This is a genomic window from Okeania sp. SIO2C9, assembly GCF_010672455.1.
Classification (GTDB): domain Bacteria; phylum Cyanobacteriota; class Cyanobacteriia; order Cyanobacteriales; family Microcoleaceae; genus Okeania.
Genome location: NZ_JAAHGO010000047.1, coordinates 46,277 through 72,089 on the forward strand (window position 1 = coordinate 46,277; position 25,813 = coordinate 72,089).

At 36.2% G+C, this 25,813-nt stretch carries 28 protein-coding genes and 1 pseudogene; 26 read left to right on the top strand and 3 right to left on the bottom strand.

The features are described 5' to 3' along the window. Window positions 1-69: 69 nt before the first annotated feature. The 9 genes from F6K23_RS27560 to F6K23_RS27600 all read left to right on the top strand — a co-directional run bounded on the left by F6K23_RS27560 (window position 70) and on the right by F6K23_RS27600 (window position 8,151). Window positions 70-1,764 (top strand): McrB family protein, encoded by a 1,695-nt coding sequence (locus F6K23_RS27560; RefSeq protein WP_293161716.1) that lies wholly within the window; start codon window positions 70-72, stop codon window positions 1,762-1,764. A gap of 76 nt (window positions 1,765-1,840) precedes the next feature. Continuing rightward, complete coding sequence (locus F6K23_RS27565) at window positions 1,841-2,026, top strand: hypothetical protein (protein ID WP_293161718.1); 186 nt, start codon at window positions 1,841-1,843, stop codon at window positions 2,024-2,026. A 448-nt stretch (window positions 2,027-2,474) separates the two neighbouring features. Continuing rightward, on the top strand, window positions 2,475-2,660 hold the full coding sequence (locus tag F6K23_RS27570; protein ID WP_293161718.1) for a hypothetical protein: 186 nt from the start codon (window positions 2,475-2,477) through the stop codon (window positions 2,658-2,660). Between the two features lie 326 nt (window positions 2,661-2,986). Continuing rightward, window positions 2,987-3,499, top strand: a complete 513-nt coding sequence (locus tag F6K23_RS27575; RefSeq protein ID WP_293161719.1) for a hypothetical protein — start codon at window positions 2,987-2,989, stop codon at window positions 3,497-3,499. A gap of 54 nt (window positions 3,500-3,553) precedes the next feature. Then, complete coding sequence (locus F6K23_RS27580; protein ID WP_293161721.1) at window positions 3,554-4,693, top strand: McrB family protein; 1,140 nt, start codon at window positions 3,554-3,556, stop codon at window positions 4,691-4,693. 141 nt (window positions 4,694-4,834) lie between these two features. Then, window positions 4,835-5,068, top strand: a complete 234-nt coding sequence (locus F6K23_RS27585; RefSeq protein ID WP_293161723.1) for a hypothetical protein — start codon at window positions 4,835-4,837, stop codon at window positions 5,066-5,068. A 101-nt stretch (window positions 5,069-5,169) separates the two neighbouring features. After that, complete coding sequence (locus F6K23_RS27590) at window positions 5,170-6,378, top strand: McrC family protein (RefSeq protein WP_293161725.1); 1,209 nt, start codon at window positions 5,170-5,172, stop codon at window positions 6,376-6,378. A 261-nt stretch (window positions 6,379-6,639) separates the two neighbouring features. Next, entirely contained in the window at window positions 6,640-7,551 is a 912-nt protein-coding gene (locus F6K23_RS27595) for an NYN domain-containing protein (RefSeq protein WP_293161727.1), read from the top strand. A gap of 225 nt (window positions 7,552-7,776) precedes the next feature. Next, window positions 7,777-8,151, top strand: coding sequence for a zinc ribbon domain-containing protein (locus tag F6K23_RS27600; protein ID WP_293161729.1), 375 nt, complete (start codon window positions 7,777-7,779; stop codon window positions 8,149-8,151). Window positions 8,152-8,390: 239 nt separating this feature from the next. Here the strand turns inward: F6K23_RS27600 and F6K23_RS27605 are convergent, their stop codons facing one another. After that, window positions 8,391-8,822: an NUDIX hydrolase gene (locus F6K23_RS27605; protein WP_293161731.1), complete on the bottom strand. Its 432-nt coding sequence runs from the start codon at window positions 8,820-8,822 to the stop codon at window positions 8,391-8,393. 381 nt (window positions 8,823-9,203) lie between these two features. On the opposite strand from F6K23_RS27605, the gene F6K23_RS27610 reads away from it, so the two are divergent. The 4 genes from F6K23_RS27610 (at window position 9,204) to aspS (ending at window position 13,360) form a co-directional block, all read left to right on the top strand. Next, entirely contained in the window at window positions 9,204-9,518 is a 315-nt protein-coding gene (locus F6K23_RS27610) for a hypothetical protein (RefSeq protein ID WP_293161733.1), read from the top strand. Between the two features lie 71 nt (window positions 9,519-9,589). Then, window positions 9,590-10,078 (top strand): IS200/IS605 family accessory protein TnpB-related protein, encoded by a 489-nt coding sequence (locus tag F6K23_RS27615; protein ID WP_293161761.1) that lies wholly within the window; start codon window positions 9,590-9,592, stop codon window positions 10,076-10,078. Window positions 10,079-10,378: 300 nt separating this feature from the next. Beyond that, complete coding sequence (locus F6K23_RS27620; RefSeq protein ID WP_293161735.1) at window positions 10,379-10,600, top strand: hypothetical protein; 222 nt, start codon at window positions 10,379-10,381, stop codon at window positions 10,598-10,600. Window positions 10,601-11,572: 972 nt separating this feature from the next. Beyond that, window positions 11,573-13,360 (top strand): aspartate--tRNA ligase, encoded by a 1,788-nt coding sequence (gene aspS / locus F6K23_RS27625; RefSeq protein WP_293161737.1) that lies wholly within the window; start codon window positions 11,573-11,575, stop codon window positions 13,358-13,360. A 141-nt stretch (window positions 13,361-13,501) separates the two neighbouring features. On the opposite strand, the gene F6K23_RS27630 is transcribed toward aspS, so the two are convergent. Beyond that, window positions 13,502-13,840 (bottom strand): hypothetical protein, encoded by a 339-nt coding sequence (locus tag F6K23_RS27630; RefSeq protein ID WP_293161738.1) that lies wholly within the window; start codon window positions 13,838-13,840, stop codon window positions 13,502-13,504. Window positions 13,841-14,498: 658 nt separating this feature from the next. Then, window positions 14,499-15,008, bottom strand: coding sequence for a hypothetical protein (locus F6K23_RS27635; protein WP_293161739.1), 510 nt, complete (start codon window positions 15,006-15,008; stop codon window positions 14,499-14,501). 213 nt (window positions 15,009-15,221) lie between these two features. Between F6K23_RS27635 and F6K23_RS27640 the strand changes: the two genes are divergently transcribed. From F6K23_RS27640 to F6K23_RS27695, 13 genes and pseudogenes are all read left to right on the top strand, one after another. Continuing rightward, window positions 15,222-16,019: an AAA family ATPase gene (locus F6K23_RS27640; RefSeq protein WP_293161740.1), complete on the top strand. Its 798-nt coding sequence runs from the start codon at window positions 15,222-15,224 to the stop codon at window positions 16,017-16,019. A gap of 3 nt (window positions 16,020-16,022) precedes the next feature. Then, the gene (locus F6K23_RS27645) at window positions 16,023-16,421 is read left to right on the top strand and encodes an ATP/GTP-binding protein (protein ID WP_293161763.1); all 399 of its coding nucleotides are present in this window, start codon (window positions 16,023-16,025) and stop codon (window positions 16,419-16,421) included. Beyond that, the gene (locus tag F6K23_RS27650; RefSeq protein WP_293161742.1) at window positions 16,415-16,645 is read left to right on the top strand and encodes a hypothetical protein; all 231 of its coding nucleotides are present in this window, start codon (window positions 16,415-16,417) and stop codon (window positions 16,643-16,645) included. Before F6K23_RS27645 ends, F6K23_RS27650 begins: the two co-directional genes overlap by 7 nt. 2 nt (window positions 16,646-16,647) lie before the next feature. Beyond that, the gene (locus tag F6K23_RS27655; RefSeq protein ID WP_293161744.1) at window positions 16,648-17,085 is read left to right on the top strand and encodes a DUF3226 domain-containing protein; all 438 of its coding nucleotides are present in this window, start codon (window positions 16,648-16,650) and stop codon (window positions 17,083-17,085) included. Window positions 17,086-17,371: 286 nt separating this feature from the next. Then, window positions 17,372-18,568 carry an NAD(P)/FAD-dependent oxidoreductase gene (locus F6K23_RS27660; protein ID WP_293161746.1) on the top strand — a complete coding sequence of 399 codons (1,197 nt, stop codon included), beginning with the start codon at window positions 17,372-17,374 and terminating at the stop codon, window positions 18,566-18,568. Window positions 18,569-18,599: 31 nt separating this feature from the next. Then, entirely contained in the window at window positions 18,600-19,805 is a 1,206-nt protein-coding gene (locus F6K23_RS27665; protein WP_293161748.1) for an FAD-dependent monooxygenase, read from the top strand. 32 nt (window positions 19,806-19,837) lie between these two features. Next, on the top strand, window positions 19,838-20,515 hold the full coding sequence (locus F6K23_RS27670; RefSeq protein ID WP_293161750.1) for an FAD-dependent monooxygenase: 678 nt from the start codon (window positions 19,838-19,840) through the stop codon (window positions 20,513-20,515). Between the two features lie 100 nt (window positions 20,516-20,615). After that, on the top strand, window positions 20,616-21,689 hold the full coding sequence (locus F6K23_RS27675) for an RNA-guided endonuclease TnpB family protein (protein ID WP_293161752.1): 1,074 nt from the start codon (window positions 20,616-20,618) through the stop codon (window positions 21,687-21,689). A gap of 150 nt (window positions 21,690-21,839) precedes the next feature. Next, window positions 21,840-22,148, top strand: a complete 309-nt coding sequence (locus tag F6K23_RS27680; RefSeq protein ID WP_293161753.1) for an NAD(P)/FAD-dependent oxidoreductase — start codon at window positions 21,840-21,842, stop codon at window positions 22,146-22,148. 114 nt (window positions 22,149-22,262) lie between these two features. Next, a complete protein-coding gene (locus F6K23_RS27685) occupies window positions 22,263-23,528 on the top strand; it encodes a dienelactone hydrolase (RefSeq protein WP_293161755.1) in 1,266 nt (421 codons plus the stop codon). Between the two features lie 8 nt (window positions 23,529-23,536). Beyond that, window positions 23,537-24,568 (top strand): alpha/beta hydrolase, encoded by a 1,032-nt coding sequence (locus tag F6K23_RS27690; RefSeq protein WP_293161757.1) that lies wholly within the window; start codon window positions 23,537-23,539, stop codon window positions 24,566-24,568. Window positions 24,569-24,839: 271 nt separating this feature from the next. After that, complete coding sequence (locus F6K23_RS42215; protein WP_367267839.1) at window positions 24,840-25,112, top strand: helix-turn-helix domain-containing protein; 273 nt, start codon at window positions 24,840-24,842, stop codon at window positions 25,110-25,112. A 55-nt stretch (window positions 25,113-25,167) separates the two neighbouring features. Continuing rightward, window positions 25,168-25,813: pseudogene (locus tag F6K23_RS27695) on the top strand (RNA-guided endonuclease InsQ/TnpB family protein); the annotation flags it as partial.

Sequence of the window (25,813 nt, forward strand, 5' to 3'; positions counted from 1 at the left end):
ACTTTATATTTATCAATACGTGCGAGAATTAATCAGCAAGCCCTAATTAAAAAATAAAAATAACTCTCTATGGCAATTAAACAACTAACTTTATTTATTCAACTTTTCCAGGAATTTTCTGACTCATATCCCTATAGCCCAGAAGGATTAAATCATAGAGCTTCTTATGAAAAACAACGTCAACAAGGTCGCCGGAATTTTGCAGAAATAACTGCTGCTGTTAAGGCAGGGGAAGACATAACTGAATCCGTTAGATTCAAACTTTTACCTCATACTAATACTCCCATAAATCGACAAAGGGCTGCATGGATTCACATTACTGAATCAAACAATATTGATTTAACTGAATGGTTTCAATTCTGGAAAAATCAAGGTTGGGAAAAGCAAGAATATTGGTCTATTATTGCTAGAGAAATTTATAATTTTGTAAATTCCTGTATTACAGATTATCATAAATTTTTATTAGCTTGTAAAAACTTTTCTAAATTCCCAAAATCTGGAGAATTTCAAGCAGGAAAAATGACACCTATTCTGAATGCACTAAAACCGGATGATTTTATTTTAATTAATGATAGAACGAGAAAAGTAATTAATTATTTAAGTAACACAAAATATACTGAAAAGCTAACTGAATACCCATATATTAATCTCACTGGTCATAATCTAATTTTAGAGTTAGCTGAAGAAATGCAGAAACACAATATACCTGCGATGCGAGATGATGATTTATTTGATATGTTTTGTCATTGGTTAGTAGCTGTGAAAAAATATAATTTTCCTAGTGAAAATATAAACAGTACAGACAATATTTATGAAACTAATCAAGATGAAAAAATCAATTCCACTCCAACCAATAACCATCTCCAGAAAAGGTTTTCAAACCCTTATCCTGCCATTCCAAAATCAGTATTTTTGGAGAGGTCTAATTTACAATCAGAATACACTCTAACTCAATGCTCCCAAGAAACCAACATCACTGAAACACAACTCACTCAATGGATATGCGCCATAGGTCGCAAAAAACAAGCTATTTTCCAAGGTCCACCCGGTATCGGCAAAACTTTCCTCGCTCAAAAACTCGCTCAACATTTAATTGCTGGAGGTGACGGTTTCTGGGAACTCATTCAATTTCACCCTGCTTACACCTACGAAGATTTTATTCAAGGTATTCGACCGCAGAGTGAAGATGGTAAACTCACCTACCCTGTTGTTCCGGGTCGCTTCCTGAAATTTTGTCAAAAAGCAGCACTCTGTCAAAATACTTGCGTACTCATCATAGATGAAATTAACCGCGCTAACCTTTCCCAAGTTTTCGGGGAACTTATGTATCTCCTGGAATACCGCGACGCAGAAATTCCCCTTGCTGGTAGTGGAGAATTATTCAGCATTCCTGAAAATGTTCGCATTATTGGTACGATGAATACTGCCGATCGCTCTATTGCTTTAGTAGATCATGCACTCCGTCGTCGCTTTGCTTTCATCAAACTCTCTCCTAACTATGACATACTACGTCAATACCACGAAGAAATAGAAGAATATTTTCCAATAGAAGAATTAATTGAAATTTTAGAAGAAGTCAACCAAGAAATAAACGACCCCAACTATCAAGTCGGCGTTTCCTTTTTTCTTCTAGAAAATATTGATGAGGAAATACAAGATATTTGGCAAATGGAAATTGAACCATATTTAGAGGAATATTTCTTTGCTCAACCAGAAAAAGTCGATGAGTTTCGGTGGGATAAAATTAAAGATTTCATGTCATAATCAGAAAATTAGATAGACAGTTCTACCAACATCTATTCCTGTAAAAAAATCTCTGTTATGGTTGGCTTTTTCCAATATGAAATCTCCCGAAATTATCGAACTTACTGAATATATATATCGCCAGTTTCCACCAGATAAAATTGACTATTATATTGCTACAAAGTTATGGCAAAAATACGACTTGAGAGACATATATTTCAAAATTGCTTCGGCGAGTATTCCAGCATTCTCTGGTTACTGCCATATTAGCAGCAACAATTAGACTTTGTCTTGGTCTGGCGGTTAAATAGCCAATAAAACTTGTTTCTAAGTATAAAGTTTCATTCATTGCTATTTAATTATTGTTCAAATTTACCTTGTTTAAATTTAGTGATGAGCAAATTCAAACCTAATTTTATTGTGTTAACAATGTTTCAAAGCTAGTAAATTGTTTCCATAGGAAGCAGTCAACCAAGAAATCAACGACCCCAACTATCAAGTCGGCGTTTCCTTCTTTCTTCTAGAAAATATTGATGAAGAAATACAAGATATTTGGCAAATGGAAATTGAACCATATTTAGAGGAATATTTCTTTGCTCAACCAGAAAAAGTCGATGAGTTTCGGTGGGATAAAATTAAAGATTTCATGTCATAATCAGAAAATTAGATAGACAGTTCTACCAACATCTATTCCTGTAAAAAAATCTCTGTTATGGTTGGCTTTTTCCAATATGAAATCTCCCGAAATTATCGAACTTACTGAATATATATATCGCCAGTTTCCACCAGATAAAATTGACTATTATATTGCTACAAAGTTATGGCAAAAATACGACTTGAGAGACATATATTTCAAAATTGCTTCGGCGAGTATTCCAGCATTCTCTGGTTACTGCCATATTAGCAGCAACAATTAGACTTTGTCTTGGTCTGGCGGTTAAATAGCCAATAAAACTTGTTTCTAAGTATAAAGTTTCATTCATTGCTATTTAATTATTGTTCAAATTTACCTTGTTTAAATTTAGTGATGAGCAAATTCAAACCTAATTTTATTGTGTTAACAATGTTTCAAAGCTAGTAAATTGTTTCCAGAGTTAGTTGAAAATGCCTTATAAATTAACCAAAATATGTGAAGAGCATACAAAATAGTAATATGCCCACCATAAATAAATCTATTTGCTATAATCGTGGTTTAATTTATGTTATGAAATAAATAAAACCTGGAGTTAATTTTTTGAAAAAAATGGTAGATATTTTTGTACACCCAGAATCTCCTTTTTCAGTAGAAACTTATAATTTTTTTAGAGAAATTGAAACAATTTTATGTGAAGAAGATGAACTAGATATATTAAATTATTATGATGCCCACAAACTAGAATTTAAAACTTATCTTGAAAAACCTTTAGAAGAAATTGCCAATCATGTATCCAATCAACTTTTTGGGGAAATTGAAGTTGATAAAGAATGTATTTTAGACGATGTTTATTTAGAAAATTACCAATTTTATTTTTATCTATATCCTCATAAACAAGAATCAGAAAATACGGAAATTAACACTTGTTTGTTTATGAATTTTCCGGGAGAACACATAAATAATAATTATCCTGCTTTAAATATAGGTATGTATGTTGATGGTAGTAGTCCCGATAAAAAGCGTTTTTTAGATAATTATCAAGGAAAATTTGCTACAAAAGTTCCGGAAATTATTTTTCAACATACCTATCTGTCTGAAAAATCTTCCCTGTTTGATTCATGACTATCTAGTAAAAAACTTCATCCTTTTAATCGCTTAGGTGATTGGTTCAATATTTTGAGCAGAAAAAACAGTTCAATTAAAGACATTAAAATAATTGATTGTCTTCCTCTTGAAGAGTTACTAAGATACTCTCGTAAACAGTTAATAGAGTCAATAACTCTTAACTTTGAAGGAATATTTCCTCTACTATTATTAGCAATTAGTAATAATATTCTATCAGATATAAATTCCTACTTGGAGTACCGTTACAATAAATATCCCCATCTTTTCAATCCTTTTAATTTATTTAATATCGACTTCACTTCAGAAAATAACAAGGTGATACAAGCATCTAAACAAAAGCAAAATCAACCAGAATACACTTTAACTCAATGCTCCCAAGAAACCAACTTCCCAGAAACAAAACTCACTCAATGGATATGCACTATCAACCGCAAAAAACAAGCCATTTTCCAAGGTTCACCCGGTACAGGCAAAACTTTCCTTGCTCAAAAACTCGCCCAACATTTAATTACTGGAGGTGACGGTTTCTGGGAACTCATTCAATTTCATCCTGCTTACACCTACGAAGACTTTATTCAAGGTATTCGACCGCAAAGCGAAGATGGTAAACTCACCTACCCTGTTGTTCCGGGTCGCTTCCTGCAATTTTGTCAAAAAGCAGCACTCTGTCAAGATACTTGTGTACTCATCATAGATGAAATTAACCGCGCTAACCTTTCCCAAGTTTTCGGGGAACTTATGTATCTCCTGGAATACCGCGATGCAAAAATTCCCCTTGCTGGTAGTGGAGAGTTATTCAGCATTCCTGAAAATGTTCGCATTATTGGCACCATGAATACTGCCGATCGCTCTATTGCTTTAGTAGATCATGCACTCCGTCGTCGCTTTGCTTTCATCAAACTCTCTCCTAACTACGAAATATTGCGCCAATATCACAAAGAAATAGAAACAGATTTTTCAGTGGAAGGGTTAATTCAAGTCTTAGAAAAAATAAACCAGGAAATAAATGACCCTAATTATCAAGTTGGTGTTTCCTTCTTTCTCCGAAAAAATATTGCAGAGGAAATACAAGATATTTGGCAAATGGAAATTGAACCATATTTAGAGGAATATTTCTTTGCTCAACCAGAAAAAATCGATGAGTTTCGGTGGGAAAAAATTAAATATTTCATGTCAAAATCAGAAAATTAGATAGACACTTATCCAAACATCTCTTCCTGTGAAAAATCCATGTTATAGCTGTATTTTTGCAATATGAAATATCCCCAAATTATCCAACTGACTGAATATCAACCTTGCCAGTTTACAGAATAAATAGAAGAATATTTTCCAATGGAAGAATTAATTGAAATTTTAGAAGAAGTCAACCAAGAAATAAACGACCCTCACTATCAAGTCGGTGTTTCCTTTTTTCTTCGAGAAAATATTGATGAAGAAATACAAGATATTTGGCAAATGGAAATTGAACCATATTTAGAGGAGTATTTTTTTGCTCAACCAGAAAAAGTTGATGAGTTTCGGTGGGATAAAATTCAACATCGGATATCTTCAGCAATTAATAATTAATAATTAATAATTCAGGACTTAGGCAAAGACACTATGTGTAGTGTATAGACCTAACTTTAGTAGTTGTTGCTCCATGTTAATAAATTTAACTAATTTTCAATATGAAATATCCCCAAATTATCGAACTTATTGAATATAAACCTCGCCAGTTTCCACCAGATAAAATTGATTATGATATTGCCACTAAATTATGGCAAGAATACGACGAAAAAGGCAAAAAAATTAAAGTTGAATTTCCAACTCCCAAAACCAACAACAAATGGCAATTTACTTCTCAAGGATGGGTTGGTTATATTCCTATAACTCCAGATTTTCACATCATTCTTAAACCAAAAGTACCGCTTCATAACTTATTTGGAATGTTGGAATATGTCTACAATCTCAAAAGTTTTCGTTTCTTAGATGGTTTAGTTAACTGTGAGTCTCTACAGGAATTTTACAATTGTTTGGTTAATATTCTGGCTCAAAAAATATTAGACCGGGGTCGCAAAGGTTTTTATCGTACTTATCTGCCAAAAACAGAAAATTTAACTTATATTCGGGGGCGGTTAAATATGCAGCAAGTTATGCAAAAACCCTGGAATGTTAAGTTTAAATGTGATTATCAAGAACATACTGCTAATATTCCCGATAATCAAATTTTAGCTTGGACTTTATTTATTATTGGTCGTAGTGGTTTCTGTTCTGAAAATGTCACTCCAAGAGTTTCAAAAGCTTTTCATCTTTTGCAAGGTTTAGTAAATTTACAACCTTTTAAATCTAGCGATATTGTAGACAGAAAATATCATCGTTTGAATGAATATTATCAACCTTTACACGCTCTATGTCGATTTTTTTTGGATAATATTGGAGCTAGTCATCAACAGGGAAATTACTCAATGTTACCTTTTTTAATAGATATGGCTAAACTCTATGAAAAATTTGTAGCTGAATGGTTAAAAATTAATCTACCCTCAAATTTAAGAGTTCAAGAGCAAGAAAAAGTAGATATTATTGATGATAAAATTTCTTGTCGAATTGATTTAGTTATTTATGAAGTAAAAACTCGTAAGGTTGTTTATATTCTTGATACTAAATATAAATTGGATGCCAGACCATCGCCAGATGATATTCATCAAGTGGTTGCTTATGCAACTTATAAAAAATGTCACGAAGCTATTTTAGTTTATCCTCACAAATCAACTAATTCCATCAATCAATTAGTTGGTGAAAGTCAAGTAAGATTGCGTAGTTTGACATTTGCTATTGACTCCGATCTAGAAAAAGCTGGTCAATCTTTTTTAGCAGAATTAATCAAGTATGTTGATTGAGGCTTGACATTTATAGTATTTTGTTAAGTTAATCTTAAGTAAGAGATTATTTAGCTAAAGGGTATGTTAAATAGCTACAATATATGTCATATAGCGTTTCTCAAGCTAATGAGGTACACCTATCTTTATTTCTATTCTATTCCCTATTCCCTATTCCCTATTCCCTATTCCCTGTTCCCTAAAAATTACGAATTTTGTACCTTACCAGTATGGGAATTGCTATATAAAGTTCAAGTATAAAATATAGATTTGTTGCCACAAATGTCAAATACTCATAATCCTACCAATCTACAATCTTCAAAATTAACTTATTTATTTATTGATGGAAGTTATCTAAGAGAAAGTTATATCGACTCCACTTCTAAATGGTTTGGAAATGAAGTTGAAAATGACAATATTAACATTGATTTTAATGCTATAAAATTTTTTTTTAATGCTCAAAAAGTTTTCTATTATGACTATATAGACAGGATTCAAGGTAAGTATGAAGAAAAAATAGATTTTGAAGAGCGTGTATCTCAACAAAAAGATTATTTTAATCAAATTCGTTCTCTAGAAGAATATCACGTTAAGCTAGGAAATTTGACAAAAAAAGGTCAAAAAGAAGTTCATATTCTCCTCACAGTAGATATGATGAATCACGCTATTCGCAATAATATGACAAAAGCAGTTTTACTATCTGGGGATAAGGATTTTAAACCACTTGTTGAAAGCTTAGTTAATATGGGAATGATTGTATATGTATCTTCCGAAGTTCGTTCAACTTCATCAGACCTGAAATATGCGGCTGATTCTTACATCCCACTGTCATTCTTTGATTACTATAAATGGTCGTCTCCAGAACTGAAAAATAAGTATCCAATGCCTAAAATCGAAACATATAAAACTCCACTTTTAAGTCGAGGTCTAGAAAAATTTACGGCACTATCAGATATGAAAATTGGTAAGAAATTTGGAAGTATAGTCAAAGTTTCTGAACCTCAAAATGCTGAGTTGCTCGATCAAGGAACAGTTAAAGGTTACGAAGTTAAGTTATTTCAAAAAGATCGTGAGTTTATTCTCTTCTTTAGAAAGATAAAAGATAGTTCTACTTTTAAGATGAGTTTGAATAATCAGGATAGATTAGAACTTTACTACGCTCTGGAATATGGAAAAAAAATTAAGTGGGATTAAACTAATATACGAATACTTTTGAAAGCTGATCCTATAGTGGGACTTACACAATTTAATAAGCAAAATCAGACTATAATGCTTATAAACCAACGATTTTACGTCGAAGCTTTCGCTATGATGAAAGAAACAACATAAACGTGTAGCTAATATCCGTATGTGTTGCACTTCATAAACTAACAAGCTACCTAGCCAAGAACCACGGCAGTGTTGCGCTCGAAAATTTGAATGTATCTGGTGTTAGCCAACCATAACCCACCCCCATCCCCTCCCGGGAGTGGAGCTAGAGGGGTGGGTGCAGACCAAGGTTTTTATGAGTTTAGACGACAACTTGAGTATAAGTGTCAATGGTATGATTGTGAGCTAGTAATAGTAAATAGATTTTTTCCATCATCAAAGACTTGCAGTAGGTGCGGTCATATTCAGGATATGCCATTAAACTTGAGAACTTTTGATTGCTCTGAATGCGGTAGCTCTATAGACAGAGACTTAAGTGCAAGTATAAATTTGAGAGATGAGGTCGGCTTGACCGTTGATGCCTGTGGACGGAGTGCTGCCGACAGTTCCGCAAGTTTTTCCCAAACTCATACCATGTCCGAATGATTAAGTATAATCAGGACTTACGCAAATTGACTTTTAAACAACCATCTGTAGGGGCGAATGGTATTCGCCCTCACTATATGTAGAGTATCTGCGTAAGTCCTGATAATAAAAATGTTTTATTGAAGTTATCTTGAAGGAATATCTCAAATTTCTGATCCGTTTCCCGTGTTCGAGCTTGAATTTACACCTACAACCTACCACCTAGGAACTTTATTATAACTAATTAAACGGACATAATATCACTTGACTCTCGGTCTAATACCATAATGACGATACTGTAAATAATCTCGGAGAATACGGTCGTGGTCAAAACAGAGGTCTTGGGGAATTTGCCAAGATTCAAACAAAGCTAAATTTTTGGCATCATCGGCTGCTTTTGGTTCTCCAGTAGCAGTGGCAATAAATACAACACTCATGGTGTGTTGACGAGGGTCGCGACTGGGGTCAGAATAAACATAAAATTGTTCGATTAATTCTACTTCTAAACTCGTCTCTTCTTTTGCTTCTCGTCGCGCTGCAGTTTCGACAGATTCTCCATAGTCAACAAACCCACCAGGAATTGCCCAACCAAAAGGTTCGTTTTGGCGTTCGATCAGTATAATAGGTCGCCCCGGTCGGTTAGTTAATTCAATAATAATGTCAACGGTCGGAGTAGGGTTGCGATATGTCATGTTAATTTTTGAGATACAATCATTTTGAATTTTATCTGCCTAAATACCAATTGCCAAGGAACTTTATGTTTAAATTAGACAATTAATAATGTTAAAAACTTAGTGATATACTTGAATTTTATGGTCTAATTAGTATTAAAACAATTCCTAAAAATAATGTTATTTTTATTGAAAACTTCAGTTATCAAGTAATAATGGTTAATTAATCAGGACTTACGCATAACTAGCACATATAGTTAACGGCCGTTAACACCTAAAAATGGTGTATAATTTCTTATGCGTGCGTAAGTCCTGTTAATGTTTTTAGCAATTATTTATATATCACCCCTACTCCCTACTCTTAAGAAAATGTAGCAAAAATGCATGAAATTTGATATTTAGATGAAAAAATGTTACAAAACTGTGATTTATAGGGAAAAGGGAGCAAGGATTTATAGCAAAGATTTATCTAAATGGTATAATAATAGTCAAACAATTTCACAAATCAAACAAGTTCGTCTCGTCCCTAGACTTAATCATTATGTAATAGAGGTGATTTATGAAGCCACTGAAAAACAATACGAGCTAGAAAAAAACCGTGTTGCTAGTATTGATGTAGGATTAAACAACTTAGCTACATTAACTTTTAATCAAGCCGGCATCAAACCCAAGAGTGATCAATGGCAGACCGTTAAAATCTATCAATCAATACTATAACAAAATTAAAAGCTTCCTACAGTCTCAACTCCGGGAAAACCAATCAAGCCAGAGATTGAAAAAGCTTTGTAATAAGAGAGAATTCAAAATCAACGATTATCTTGCGTATTGCATCTCGTTTGATTATTGATACCCTGATTAATCAAAAAATAGGAACATTGATAATAGGGCACAATGAAAACTGGAAGCAGAAGATAAGTTTAGGGAAAAGAAACAATCAAAATTTTGTATCTGTCCCCTATAACAAGTTAATAGAAATGTTATCTTATAAAGCTAAGATGGTAGGTATAGATGTAATTCTTACAGAAGAATCTTATACCTCCGCATCAAGTTTTATAGATAATGATTTGATTCCAGTTTACACTGAAGGTGAGAAAAATCATGTCACCTTTTCAGGAAAAAGAGTAAAGCGATGCAGCGCCGCCAAAGGGGGTTTCCCCCATGAGCGACTGCATCAAGACAAAGAGGAATGCAATCGTACCGCAAGCATTGGATTAATCAATGAGTCACGTGAACGGTTCTCTAAACATTATGAAAAAAGTAGTCCCAAATGTCTTTGACCATGGGATAGAGGAGCCAGTACGCCCTTGCGGGTCCCCCGACTTAAAGCAACTGGCGTGGTGTTGTAGTGCCTCCTCCGGAGGAGCTGCGCTAACACCCAGTTAGGGTAACACCTGCAAAATAAGGATATGTCATATTTGACTATATTTTTATGAACTATAGAGAAGAGAAATTAAAATCTTGCACTCAAGACATTCACAAAAAATAATAAAATAAATAGTGCTAGGTACATAGAAATAAATTTCTCTTCTTCTAATGACAAAAGAAAAAGACTTTTTTCCAGTCAAGGAGGTATTTCTATGTCTAGTCTAATCTATACTCAGCAAAAGTATATTCTTATCCATACTGAGCAAAAAAAATCTCAGCATATCAAACCGAAGAAGCATTTAAAAAAAAGAGCAAAAATCAAACCTATAAAAAGTGAAGAAAATTTAGTTGATGAATATTGTCACAAATCAGAGCCTGAATCTTTTCATGATTTACTGATGCGATTTATTTATGGATTTATCGTTCCTTTGTAATTGTTGAGATTTTTCTTGAGCAAATTTCCTGCTCTTTTGACCAAAAAATAAGGTCTCAAGCCTTCCCTTGGCTGCGTTGCGAGCTACTGCTCTACCAGGGGATGAAAAGCGGTTGAGGGATGGCGAGGTCTCCTCGCCATATCCAATCAACCAAGACAGCGGTCGTTTGCTTTTGCTTCGCAAAACTGGCGTAACGCAACGCTGACGCGAAACGCGACAGCGGAACGGAATTCTATCTTCAAAGCGAACCGTAGGGTGGGATGGCTGGTGAAACCTGCGCCATATCCATGAGACCAAGAGAAAATAAAGTTCAATATTTCAAGCCTCTGACTTTCCTAGGTCATGCTGCGCAAACAGGTACTGATAACTGATAACTGATAACTGAAATGACTAGCCATAATAATTTTCCTCACTTTTCTTTTAAGCTAATATCATATCCTGGTAACAAAGGTAAGGAAGAGGGAAGAAAGAAGAATGCTTAAGAGTCAAGAAAAAACTTAATACACCATTTGTAGGGGTTAACGGCCGTTAACCCCTACTATATTTGCTGGTTATGCGTAATATCATGTCCGGTAGCATCGGTATTTTCAATAATGAATAATTAATAATGAATAATTAATAATTACCTCTCCTTGAAAAGAAGAGGATTGACAAAGAGATGAAAATTTTTATTTATTATCCCCTATCCAAGGGGAGGCGCATACCCACAATTTTTCGGTAAGCGCGAAGGTAAGGAAGAAGGAAGAAGGAAGAAGGAAGAAGGAAGAGGGAAGAAGGCTTAAAAGCTTGAAAAAACTTAAATTTCCTGTAGATATTCACTCTTGGTTTTACACAAACGATACCAGCGGACATGATATAAGTCCTATTTTTTTTAAAATCCGAATTTAACCTAAAATTATTAATGATTTACAGGCATCCTATTAATATAATGATAAAATTTATTTTTTAGCTAAATTTGTAATTTAGATAATTATGCGAACCTATTATTGCGGCCAACTAAATAGTAATAATATTGAAGAAACTGTAAACCTCTGTGGATGGGTAGACCGTCGTCGAGATCATGGGGGCGTAATTTTTTTAGACTTGCGCGATCGCACAGGAATTGTCCAAATTGTTAGTGACCCAGAGCGGACTCCTGACTCATATCAAATAGCTGGGGATATTCGCAATGAATATGTTGTGCAAATTACAGGTAGAGTTAGTCGTCGTCCGGAAGAATCTCTCAACCCCAAACTTCCTACTGGGGAAATAGAAATTTATGCTGATGATATTCAACTGTTGAATAGTTTAGGGAAACAATTACCATTTCAAGTTTCCACTGCTGAAACAGAATCTGTCCGGGAAGAATTGCGACTCAAATATCGCTACTTAGATTTGAGAAGGGAACGTATGACTAAAAATCTGCAACTGCGCCATGAAGTTATCAAAGCGATCCGGCGTTTCCTGGAAGACGAACAAAATTTCATTGAAGTCGAAACTCCCATTCTCACTCGCTCTACTCCTGAAGGTGCGCGGGATTATCTGGTTCCCAGTCGGGTTCATGCAGGGGAATGGTTTGCTCTACCTCAGTCTCCCCAACTTTTCAAACAAATGTTAATGGTTTCTGGTTTTGACCGTTATTATCAAATCGCTCGTTGTTTCCGAGATGAAGATTTGCGAGCGGATAGACAGCCAGAGTTTACTCAGTTAGATATGGAAATGAGTTTCATGTCTCAGGAGGAAATTATCCAATTAAATGAGAAATTGGTGGGATATATTTTTGAGAAAGTCAAAGGTGTAGATTTACCTCTACCATTTCCTCGCTTAACTTATGCAGAAGCAATGGATCGTTACGGCAGCGATAAACCAGATATTCGGTTTGGCTTAGAATTGGTAAATGTCTCTGACTTAGTAAAAGATTCTGGCTTCAAAGTATTTTCTGGAGCAGTTGCTGCTGGTGGGATAGTGAAAGTGCTTCCTATTCCTGGAGGTAATGATGCTATCTCCAATGTGAGAATTAAACCGGGTGGCGATTTGTTTAAAGAAGCGAGTGAAGCAGGAGCCAAAGGTTTAGCTTATATTCGTGTCAAAGAGGGTGGTAAAATTGACACTATTGGAGCTATCAAAGATAACCTCACTGACGAACAAAAACAGGAGTTGTTACGACGCACCGATGCAAAACCTGGTCATTTGCTATTATTCGGTGCTGGTGATGTGAATACTGTCAACAAAACTTTAGATCGTTTGCGTTTAGTTGTGGGTGAAGAGTTGGGATTAATTGACCGCAATAAAATCAGTCTATTATGGGTGACAGATTTTCCTATGTTTGAATGGAATGAGGATGAAAAACGTTTGGAAGCTTTACATCACCCATTTACTGCACCTCACCCAGATGATATTAATGACTTGAAAACAGCACGAGCACAGGCTTATGATTTAGTTTTTAATGGTTATGAAATCGGCGGTGGTAGTCTGCGGATATATCAACGGGATGTGCAGGAAAAAGTATTTGAGGCTATTGGTTTATCTGAGGAGGAAGCTGATAATAAATTCGGTTTTTTGTTAGAAGCTTTTGAATATGGTACGCCTCCCCATGGCGGTATTGCTTATGGTTTAGACCGATTGGTAATGTTGTTAGCTGGTGAGGAGTCTATTCGAGATGTAATTGCATTTCCAAAGACTCAACAGGCTAAATGTTTGTTGACAAATGCACCGTCTGAGGTTGATAAAAAGCAATTGAAAGAATTGCACGTTAGTTCGATTTCTAAACCGAAGTCTTAGGTTATTTTGTGTGAAATAGAAATTGAGTTATTTGTAGGAATTCAAGGTTAATTCAGTAATTTTAATTTCTCCTTTTGAAGCGGTTATCCCCTTAAAAAGGGGTAATCGTATTAATGATTAAAAATCTAGAAAGGAGGCAAATTATAGAATCTCTATTTTATCGAAAAAAGTGTCATATCCACCTTCATCTCCCAATTGCATTAGTCCAGATATGCGTATTTTCATTCCAGCTTTAAGGAAGCCATCATCTTCTGCATGTGAAAGTGATATGACATCCCCACTATTCAATAACAACCTCCGATAATCTTCGCTATCACTAACAACAATACTCTCAAGCTGAACCATGTAATGAGCTGGAATTGTACGATCAACTCCAAGAGTGCCAGACATCATCGGAATGCCTCGGATAAAACTTTCAGGATGCCATACGGCACTTTTAATAACACCCTCAATATTTATTGGACCAACTGGCCGACACATTGACATATAATAGACATCTCCTTTATTTTTTAGTTTATCTTGGCATTGTAGGACGCAAGAAATGGAAACGTGAAAGTGGCTACCATCGAGGCTCCCTATCTGTTTGCGTTTGCGTAGCATCCCGTAGGGAAGCATTCCGTAGAAAAACCACTATGTTTAGGCTCAAAGTGATATTTAGAGGGAAGTTACGAGGAGGAAAATTTGATAATCAGGCAGTGGAGTTGTTCATACAATTTGCCATGCAAGGGCCGTATGATTCAAATAGGTAAACCCAAAAGCTACAAAGTTGAAATCTAGTTCACTCCACTCAGGGGAGTTATCGCGTTGGCGGAGCCTAGCGGCAGCTATATCGCTACTTTCATGCAACAAAGCCGTCTACCTTTGTGAAAACCGCTATAAGTCAAAGTTTCAAGTTCTGCTGAAAAAGGAAGTCTAATACCAAATTCAAAAAAGGCAGTTACATCTTAATTTGTGATTTATTCCTCAAAGAAAAAATTATAAATTCCATAAATTCTAAAATTTCCACTTTTTTTCCTCTTTAATATTTATGTTTTTCTTTCTCTGTTCCCAGCTCCGGTGTTCCCAGCTCCGGTGTTCCCTGTGTCCTCACGCTTTGCAATATTTTATGAAATTGGTATAACAACTCCAACTAAACTACTTAACCATATTGATGTTTGACATTTTTGTAACTCCGTCTAGCTGCAAAAGGTTTAAACTGAGTATCCACAAACTGTACAGGCTCGTATGTCTCAATCCACAAATGCGCTCCACAATCTAAGGGTTCATAGGGTCGATAAACTATACGACACGGACCGTTAAGAATCATCTGATAACCAAAATCGTTACGCTTTGTCTGCTTCAAGCAGACTACTGGTATTAATTGGTCGGGAGTCATTAGAGGATCATGTCTGATTCTATCTCCATTTTTTCTAATTCTATGTTGATTAACATGAACTATGGTCGGCTTCTTTCGTTTGTGATGACACCAAACACCTTTCGGACCTCTTTTGCCCGGTATGACCACAGGCATTTTCCCATAAAGAGGAATTTGCCAAAATCCTTTATGCTTATAAGCACCTTTAATTCTTTTTTGAGCAAGCAAGACTCTGACTCGTTGACAACATATACCTAATAAAAAAGCTGCTTCCCTAGTTGTGATAATAGTCATTTTTACTCTAGCACTATAGTTTTTATCATAATTGAATTATATCTATCTATATATTATTTACCTCCGTAAATGATAATGTTATATTTGTTACTGTTGAGAAAAAAATATGGGACTTCTGCATAGTAATGGCAGATGGGGATTGAGCTAGGTTAAGGTTGGCCCACTTACTCGGTTTCTTATTGTTGGAATGATCGGATAAATATTTTTAGATTTATGAGAAATATTGATAATTTAACTATTCATCGTTTCCGTGGTTTGCGAGATTTGACATTGGAAGATTTAGGTCAAATAAATTTATTAGTCGGTGTTAATAATTCAGGCAAAACAAGTGTTTTAGAAGCGATTTCTACTTATTGCAATCCTTTAGATATTTTGGAATGGATAAATACTGCTTGGCGAAGAGAAATTAAATTTTCCCGTAAATCAAAATTAGAATCTCTTAAGTGGTTATTCCCTCAAAATAGTGAAAATAATCCAGATGATTTTTATCAAGGAGAAACTTTTGTTTCTGGTAGTGGTAATTTTGGTGTAGTAGAGTCAAAAGCAACTTATGAAGAATTTGAAGGAATCTGGGATACCACAGAAAATATTAATGAAGAATACGATCAAGAAAGTCTGATTGATGAGATAGATATTGATAATAATGAAATTAGATGTGGTGCAGATTTAAAGCTAACATTTACCCCACCAGAGAAAATAATTCAACTTCTTAGGGATGAAAATAAGGATCTATCTATATCTACTATATCTAAAAAGTTTAAAATATGGGAAAATAAACCATTAACTACTCTTAACAAATATAAAAGCTACTGGTTATTAGTTGATACAGTTACTCCTTTTTCTCATAGGATAGAACAGTTGCAAATAAAACTTTTAACAGGTGCAACTTTCCAAGGTTTTAAGGAAGATGTACTAGAGTTGATTTCCATCATGGATTCAGAAATTATTGATTTAGAAATTCTGTCTCCCACTGGTAAAACTCCACGGCTCTATATAAATCATAAAACATGAGGTATTCCTCCACTAAGTGCTTTTGGTGATGGTGTTCGTCGGTTGTTATTTATGGCTTTAACTATCGCAAAATTAAAAGATGGAATTTTACTAATAGATGAACTAGAAACAGCGATTCATACAGAAGCTTTACTACCTTCATTTTCTTGGTTAGTTAAGTGGTGTAGAAAAATGAATGTACAATTATTTGCTACTACCCATAGTCTAGAAACTAATGTACAATTATTTGCTACTACCCATAGCCTAGAAACTGTCGATGCAATATTGGCAGCCAGTGAATCAGAAAATGATTTAGTTTTATATCGCTTAGAACAACAAAATACTCAAACTCAAGCAGTTAGACTTGACCAAGAAAGATTGGGTAGATTGCGAGAAGAATTAGGTCAGGAGGTGAGATGGTAAAATATGCAATTATTGGCGTAGAGGGGCCTCAAGACCAAGCAATAGTAGGAAAGTTGTTAGAGCTTTTAGGTTTGAAAAAATTTGACGGGTCAGTATCAAATTTAGACTCTTTCTGGAATAAATTTATTCCTACTTATCCGAAAAAAGGAAACTTTTACAAACGATTAGATATGCCTTCTATTCTATTTACTGTCCGAAAAAAGGAAACTTTTACAAACGATTAGATATGCCTTCTATTCTATTTACTGATAGTTTATCAGTAGCTATCTATGTTGGTGAGGGTAGTAATCTTGTCAAAAACTTAGATGATATTTTATCTAATAATTCTCAATATAGAAATGATATAGTAGCATTTGGAATTGTTGCAGATGCCGATAAAAAAAATCCTGAAGATGTAGTAGCAGAATATTATAGTGACTTATGTAAATACTTCCCTAATTTTCCTAATCAGCCTGGTTTTGTAGATATAAATATTCCCAGAACAGGTATTTATGTATTACCAGATAATATTTATCACGGAGTTTTAGATACCTTATTATGTGAATGTGGAAAAGTAGCTTATCCAGAATATATGGAAAGAGCTGAATCATATCTAGCAGACTTTTCTGAAGAAGAAAAAAATCTCTTAAATGGAAGCCATTCGATAGATAAAAAGCTTGAGTAGCCACAGTAGTTAGTGTTTTAAAACCAGGAAAAACAAATACAGTTAGCATCGCAGATAAGAATTGGGTGAGCAATCAAACACTTATTGAAGTAGCAGCATAAAAAAACTCAAAACATTTTTAATAGAACTTTTAGAAATAACTAATACTACTAACTAAAATATTAGATTTTGAAAAATTTTAAGATTAGCTGTATGATTACGACCCCAATTCAGAGTTGCATCTGAAACCTTGGAAAAAAACAGTAGTATTATCATAAAAAATATCAAGAAAAAGGAAACAAGTCTAATGAGAGAAACTTCCCAACCTATGGTGGACAAAGTAGCCATAATTGGTGCCGGTCCTGGTGGTCTAGCAACAGCGATCGCTCTGAGAAAACAAGGTATTGATGCCCATGTCTATGAAAAGGCGAGAGAATTTCGTCCAGTAGGAGCGGGTGTATCTTTAAAACCTAATGGTTTGAGATGTATTGATGCAATTAAACCTGGTTTAGTAAATAAACTAAGACGTTTGGGTTTTCAAGTGCAGAGAACAACCTTGAAAACAAGTACTGGAGAAACAGTTTGGACGACTAAAACTCCCATTAATTCAAAGGATAAAGAGCTAACATTTGCTATTTGGTGGTGGCATTTACAACGTATTCTAGCATCAGAGCTACCATCAGAAGTAATTCACTTGAATCATCGTTGCGTCAGTTTTGAGCAAAATGAAAAGACTGTCACCACCCAATTTGAAAATGGAAAAACTGTCGAAGTAGACCTGCTCATTGGAGCTGATGGCATAAATTCTAGAGTCAGAGAAATATTAATAGGTGATAGGCAACCTACATATTCTGGTAGTATGTGTTGGCGTGCTATTGTTGACTATAGAGACGAACTATTGTTACCGGATGAAGGTCTAATAATTAGAGGAGAAAAAACTGCAATGATTTTGTACCCTCTAGGTGAAGGAAAGATGAACTGGTCTGCTGGGAAACTATTTCCAGAATCTTTTGTCTGTCCTAGTGCTGCTGAAGTAAAGTTTCGGGTTCTCAAAGAATTTTCTAATTGGATGAAACCAATATTACAAATGATAGAAGAAACAGATGCTGAAAGCATATTAGAAGCACCAATCTGCAAACGACTGCCATTGCAGCAATGGAGTTATGGTAGAGTAACGTTATTGGGAGATGCCGTTCATGGGATGTCACCAGGAGGAGGTCAAGGAGCTAATACTACTTTTGAAGACGCTTACGAACTTGCTGAATGTTTATACAATTTCCCAGACTTAAAAACTGCACTTGCTAACTACGACAAACGTCGTCTTCAACGTACAGTAGTTATTCAAAACTATAGTGAGAAGATGGAGAAACTTGCTTATAAAAGCATCCAGGAGCAAAACAAACAGTCAGAGCAAAATTTTGCAGAGTTTGAACGTTGGTTATTTGATTATGATCCAAAATCAGAGTCACGTCTGAAACCTTGGAAAGAAAAAGTAGTAATATAAAACCAAATACTAAAAAGAGGAAACAAGCAAAATGAGAGAAACTTCCAAACCTATTGTTGAGAAAGTCACTATTATTGGTGCTGGTCCTGGTGGTCTAGCGACGGCGATCGCTCTGAGAAAACAAGGTATTGATGCTCATGTCTATGAGAAGGCTAGAGATTTTCGTCCAGTAGGAGCAGGTGTAGGTTTGCAGGTTAATGGCTTGAAATGTCTAGACGCTATTAAACCAGGTATGGCATTTACACTAAAACGTTCTGGTTGTCAAGTTCAAAGAGTAACTTTAAAAACAAGCGCTGGAGAAACAATAAGAACCACTGAAACTACTATGATGGCAAAATATGGGCAACCACTTCTGACTATTTGGTGGTGGCGGTTGCAACAAATTCTGGCATCGGAGCTACCACCAGAAGTCATTCACCTGAATCATCGTTGTATTGGCTTTGAACAAAATGAAAACAATGTCGTTACCCATTTTGACAATGGAAAAACCGCTCAAGCAGATCTACTTATTGGAGCTGATGGTGTAAACTCTAGGGTTAGAGAAATATTGATAGGTGATGGAGAACCTCGATATGTTGGTAGTATGTCTTGGCGAGCTGTTATCGCTCGTCAAGATGAGCTACTGCCACCAGATGAAGTCATTTTGATGAAAGGAGAAAAAAGTATAGTTTACCTACTCAATGTTGGGGAAGGAAATATGAGTTGGCTGGCTCGAAAACTATTACCAGACTCCTCCCTTTCTTCTAGTGCTAGTGACGCAAAGTCTCGCGTTCTCCAGGAATTTGCAAATTGGATGGAACCGATACGCGAACTGATGGAAGCAACAGATGCCGAACGCATTTTGGAGGGGCCGATATGTGACAGACTGCCATTGAAGCAATGGAGTTATGGCAGGGTAACGTTATTGGGAGATGCTGCTCATCCAATGGCACCATCCGCAGGACAAGGAGCTAATACTACTTTTGAAGACGCTTATGAACTTGCTGAGTGTTTGCGTAATTTCCCAGACCGGCAAACTGCACTTGCCAACTACGACAACCGACGTATCCAGCGTACAGCAATTATTCAAACCCGTAGTGCAGAGGGTGAAAAACGCTATTATCAACCTACTCAACCTACTCAACAAACAAATCAACAATCACAGCAGAATTTTGAAGACTTTCGAGATTGGGTATATGATTATCAGCCAAATTCAGAGTCGCGTCTGAAACCTTGGAAAGAAAAAGTAGTAATATAACAACAAATACTAAAAAAAAGGAAACAAGCAAAATGAGAGAAATTTCCCAACCTGTTGTGGAGAAAGTCGCCATTATCGGTGGAGGTATTGGTGGTTTAGCAACAGCGATCGCTCTGAGAAAACAAGGTATTGATGCTCATGTCTATGAAAAGGGCAAGGAATTTCGTCCAGTGGGAGGTGGTCTAGGTTTGCAACCTAATGGTTTAAGATGCCTAGATGGGATTAAACCTGGTATAGTAGATACACTAAAACGTTCTGGTTGTCAAGTAGAAAGAGTGACTTTGAAAACAAGCGCTGGAGAAACAATTAGGACTAGCGAAAGTACGATGATGGAAAAATACGGACAACTAACATTAACTATTTGGTGGTGGCATTTGCAACAGATTTTAGCATCTGAGCTACCAGCAGAAGTAATCCATCTGAATCATCGTTGCATTGATTTTGAACAAAATAAAAACAGCGTCATCACCCATTTTGAGAATGGAAAAACTGTGGAGTCAGATTTGCTCATTGGAGCTGATGGGGCAAACTCTAGAGTTAGAGAAATATTGATAGGTGATGGTCAACCTCGATATTTGGGTAGTATGTCTTGGCGAGCTGTTGTCAATTATCAAGATGAGTTACTACCACCAAATGAAGTCATCGTTATGAGGGGAGAAAAAACCATATTATTCCTGCTGAACTTAGGGGAGGGCTATCAACAGTATTAAAATAACTGGACAAAGTTAAACATAAATAGACATTTACTGTGATATACTAGATTTTCGTTTAACTTATTAAACTCTTAAAAGAGGTGGCCGATCAATTGAAATGCAATCAATTAAGACTAAATTAAAAGTTAATAATAAGCAAAAAACACTACTTGCCAAACACGCAGGTGTGGCTCGTCATGCCTATAACTGGGGATTAGCGACTTGCATTACTGAATACCAATCAACCAAGAAACGACTGAGTGCTATCACTTTACATAAACGTTTGGTGAGGGAAGTAAAAAGTCAAAATCCCTGGTATTATGAAGTTTCAAAGTGCGCTCCTCAACAAGCATTAAGAGATTTAGAGAGATCGTTTAAAAACTTTTTTACTATTCCCAAACGTGGATTCCCGGTCTTTAAGAAAAAGGGGAAAAAAGACAGTTTCTATCTAGAAGGAAGCATTAAAATCCTAAAAGGAAACTATATAAAACTACCCAGAATAGGAATAGTAAAAACTTATGAAATCTTGCCATCTGTGCCAATCAAAAATGTGACCATCTCAAAACGTGCAGATAATTGGTATATCAGCTTTAAATATGATTGGGAATTAGCACCATTACCGCCTCCAAAAAAACGAGCTGTTATTGGTGTAGATGTAGGTATAAACACCCTAGCTACCTGTAGCGATGGAACAACCTACGCTAACGTCAAAGCCTACAAACAAGCTAAAAAACGATTAAGTCGTTATCAACGCCGTGTCAACAAAAAAGAGCCAGGCTCAAAAAACAGACTCAAGGCGGTAAAAAGACTAGCCAAGGCTCACAAAAAAGTAGCTGATATCAGAGCCGATACACTCCATAAAATCACAACATGGTTAGCTAAAAACCACAGCACCATAGTGATAGAAGACTTGAATGTAAGTGGAATGCTCAAAAATCACAAACTAGCAAGTGCCATAGCAGACTGTGGCTTTTACGAGTTTAAGCGTCAGCTAACATACAAGTGCGAGTGGTATGGAAGCCAGCTAGTGATAGCTCCTAGATTTTATCCAAGTTCTCAACTATGTTCTCATTGCGAGCATCAACAGAAAATGCCGTTAAACGTGAGAACTTATAAATGTGCTAACTGTGGATTTCAAGCAGACAGAGACTTTAATGCAGCTATCAACCTAGAAAACTATGTGAATAAGTAGCTTGAGTTCCAAGCGATTTTAAGCCTGTGGAGAAGATAAGTTACAGACTGCGGTCAGTGGTCTTCTGTGAGACAGGAAGCTAGCTCCAAAGCTCATGCAATCATTCATGGGTAAGTTTGGGTAAGTTTAGTAGAACGGAGGGTTACGCTTTTGGGAGATGCTGCTCATCCCATGAGTCCATCTATTGGACAGGGAGCAAATACAGCTTTTGAAGATGGCTACGAACTCTCGGAGTACCTGGCAAAAGCTCCTAACCTTGAGGCAGCTTTAGCTCTCTATGATAAAAATCGCATAGAACGCACACAGATTATTCAAGCTCGTAGTGCTTTTTCCGGGAACCGAGCATACGAATCTGACGGCGAAAAATATCTTCAGGAGATATTCAGAAGTAATGAGGAGTTTGAAGACTGGCTTTATAAATACGACCCATTAGCGGTAGCGTCCAGCAGGGTATATTAGCCAGTCGAGAGGCGATCGCACAAAAATACAGTGAAGATCGCCTAAATTAGTAGGCACTATATAGTATCCTTGCGTAAGTCAGATCGTAACAAATAGCCAAATACCAATACTAATATGAATCTGAAATTCCCCCCAGACAAATCCACTCTTTTGCCCCTGAAAGCAAGTATATTAACACTTTTAGCTATTATACCTTTTGTATCTATACATGGACAAAAAAAAGATGTGTTGGCTTTAACAAGCGATCGCTCTACTCTAGAATTACATAAAGACAATCGCTCCAAACACTATCCAGTTAAGTATCAGAGTCAATCACACCCAGTAACGGGAAGTTTAAAAATCGCTGAAACTAGCTTAGTTGAGTCATTATCTGATTCTTCTTGGGGCGAAGTTCAGGTAAACATTCGAGCATTTTACCGAGCAACCAAAGTAGAGAACGCTCAACCACCATACGATACTATTAATCTAAAAGTGTTCTACCCAGGCAAAATGTCAGGTAGTGAGCAACAACAAAATCGGGGTATTGTACCTGCCGACCCCCAACAAGCTCCTTTTCCAGTAGTGATTTTATTCAATGGCTTTAACACCAACCCCGAACTTTACAAATGGCTAGCTATTAAGTTGTCTGAACGGGGAGTGGTAGTGGTAACATTTGCCTGGGTTGCAGAAAACTTTCCTGGTATAATTAGCCTGACACCAGGGATTGATATTGCAATGTTAGCTCCTGATACTTATGGTACTGCTCCCACTGCTTCAGCTTTACCAGCACTGCTAACAGAATTGGAACGCATAAACTCAGAAGGCATCTTAGCTGGTATGCTTGACCTACAAAAAATTATTTTGGGTGGACATTCTGCTGGTGGCATGGCGGCAATAGAAAGTGCTAGTCCTAACTTTTTCTCGCAAGTGGTAGCTGCTTTTGGTTATGCTGTACATACAGCAGCAGGAACAATGATGGGATATGAAGCAGCAACAATTTTACCTCTCCCTGACTTACTGCCACTGTTGTTAATAGGCGGTACTTGCGATGGAGTAATTGCTAATAGTAGTCACCGTTATGGTACTGTTTGGGAAGAAGCCACAACACCAGTATCGCGGACTTTTCACGAAGCAATTTCTGGAGGAAGAAATGATAGCTATTTGATGTTAGTCGAAGGAGCTAATCATTTTTCTTTTGCCGATCCATTTGATCCTACAACAGGTAGACCTTTTCTCGACTTTCCTGCGACTCAACCAGAAGATGAAATTCGTTCTCTCATGGCAGAAATAATAGGTTTATTTATTGATGCTCATGTTCGTCAACAACCAAAAGCATCTGATAAACTGAAGGAACTACTTAATAAAGGTCATCCCTTAATTAAATCATTTGAACGCAAATAATGTCTGAGATGAAATCAACACAAATTAATCAACGTAGAAAAAGATTGAACAATACTAACATGACTATTCGAGCCTTTTACCGAGCAACTAAAGTTGAGAACGCTCAACCACCATACGATACTATTCACCTGAAAGTATTTTACCCAGGAAAAATTTCAGAAGGTGAAATGGAAATTAACCAAGAAATGATACCAGTTGACTCTCAACACTCTCCGTTTCCCGTAGTTATTTTTTTGAGTGGCTTCAACTGTCATCCTCAAATGTATGAATGGTTGGCAGTCGAACTATCTGAACGCGGACTGGTAGTAGTGACATTTTCCTGGGTAGAAGAAAATTTCCCAGGCAAAGTTAACATGACTCCAGGCATTAATTTCCAATTCTGGAAACCAGATAATTATGGTAAAGGTTCTTCATCTTCCACTCTACCTACCATTATTGCAGAACTAGACAGATTGAATTCAGAAGGAATTCTTGCTGGAATGCTTGACCTAGAAAAAATTATTTTGGGCGGACATTCTGCTGGTGGTCGGATAGCTATGGAAAATGCTGACCCCAGATTTTTTCCTCAAGTGGCAGCAGCTTTTGTCTATGGAACTACCTCTGTAGCTCCAGTGATGCTTGGGTATGAACCAGGAAAAATTTTGCCCCTACCAGACTCACGACCACTACTTTTAATAGGCGGTACTTGTGACGGTTCGATTGCTAAGATGAATCCTCATAATGGTTTCCCTCAAGATGCTACTATTTCCGTTGAGCAGACATTTGCTCGAGCAATTTCTGGAGGAAGAAATGATAGCTATTTATTGTTATTAGAAGGAGCAAATCATTTTACTATTTCTGATCCTTTTGACTTTACAACTGCTAAACCTTTTTTCGACTTTCCTGCAACTCAACCAGAAGATGAAATTCGTTCTCTAATGGCAGAAACAATAGGTTTATTTATTGATGCTCACGTTCGTCAACAGTCAACAGCATCTGATCAACTGAAAGAACTACTTAATAACGGTCATCCCTTAATTAAATCATTGGAACGCAAATAATGTCTGAGATGAAATCAACACAAATTAATCAACCCGGTCTCGTACTCACTCCTGGCGCTGAAGGTTGGTGGGACTCCGAACGCATTTCCTCACCGCGGGTACTTCATAGTCCAGATGGCACCTGGAAAATGTGGTATTATGGGCGGGATGCCAGTTTTGACCGAAAAAATGGGTCTCAAGCCTCGCCCATAAGCGGGCGACTTTTTATTGCTTGCGGGTTGATTTTTTTCAATAAATATGTTACCATGTTGTTAGTTTGATGCGTCAAGTTATGAAAGCTAGATTTAAGTACCGTATATATCCAACGCCGGGACAAAAATACCGATTAGCCAAGCTATTTGGCTGTGTCCGTGTGGTTTGGAATGATAGTCTAGCTTGTTGCCAACAGAAGTATAAATCGGGAGAAAATAAGCCCACTAATTCTGAACTACAAAAACTTTTTATTACTCAAGCTAAAAAGACTGAATGCAGAGAATGGTTGTCAGAGGTTTCTAATATACCACTGCAGCAGTCCTTAAATGATTTAAACCGGGCGTTGCTCTAACTTTTTTAAATCAACTCAAGGCCAGAGAAAAGGTAAACCTGTTAAACCTCCTAAATTTAAAAGTAAAAAGTCGCTCGCAACTGCTAGATTTACAAAGGGAGGATTTAAAATTGGTCAACACAAAGTTTATTTAGCCAAGATAGGAAAGCTGAAAATTGTATGGTCAAGAGAGTTACCTGCTGCTCCATCATCAGTAACAGTAATTAAAGATTCAGCTCATAGATATTTCTTAAGTTTTGTCGTAGAAATACAACCAGAAATCTTACCTCAAAATGATAATTCAGTAGGTATAGACTTAGGCATCAAAACTTTTGCTACATTTAGCGATGGGAGGAAGGTCGATGCTCCTAAGCCACTGAAGAAACGAATTAAGAAGTTAAGAAAGTTAAGTAAGTCATTATCTCATAAAACTAAAGGATCTAAAAGGTATGAAAAAGCACGGGTTAGAGTAGCTAAGTTCCATGCCAAACTGAAAGATACTAGGACAGATTTTCTACATAAATTATCTACTAAAATAATTCGTGAAAACCAAACAGTTGTTTTAGAAGATTTGAACGTTTCTGGTATGATTAAGAACCGTAAATTATCCAGAGCAATTTCAGATTTAGGGTGGAGAACTTTCAGAACATTCCTAGAAGGAAAAGCAGAAAAATATGGTCGCGATTTCAGAGTAATTAGTCGTTGGGAACCCACATCTCAAA